Source organism: Treponema endosymbiont of Eucomonympha sp. (assembly GCF_001028545.1).
The window spans coordinates 1-435 of the sequence record NZ_BBPW01000682.1 but is presented as its reverse complement, the minus strand read 5'-3'; the positions used below and the strand labels follow the sequence as shown (position 1 = coordinate 435).

The 435-nt window shown below is 57.9% G+C and carries 1 protein-coding gene; it reads right to left on the bottom strand.

Features of this window, described 5'->3' with window-relative positions; genetic code table 11:
* On the bottom strand, positions 1-335 hold a 335-nt coding region (locus AWU74_RS08605), incomplete at its 3' end, for a GTP-binding protein (RefSeq protein WP_238580288.1).
* Positions 336-435: the final 100 nt, after the last annotated feature.

Sequence of the window (435 nt, the reverse complement as noted above, 5' to 3'; positions counted from 1 at the left end):
TTCCGCAGAAACTCGATATGCCCCGGCGCGTCGATGATGATATATTCCCGCGCCTTGCTGCGGAAGAAAATCCGCGCGCTGTCTATGGTGATTCCCTGTTTCTGCTCGTCGTCCAGCGCGTCCAGCAGAAAGGCGTACTCAAACACCCGCCCGTTCTTTTTGCAGGAAGCCTTCACCGCCTCCAGTTTGCCTTCGGGCAGCGAAAGCGTGTCCGCCAAGAGCCTGCCGACCAGCGTGCTCTTGCCGTGGTCAACGTGTCCCGTTATGACGATATTCATTCGCTCCAATTCGATATCCGGCGTGCCGCCGCGCCCGTCAGTTGGTTTCCATTCCATTACATATACCCTTCTTTGCGCAGCGCTTCCAGTGTGCCGCCGCCCTCTTGGTCCTGTGCCCGTCCCGAACGCTCCGCGATATTTCGAAACTTCCCGCTTT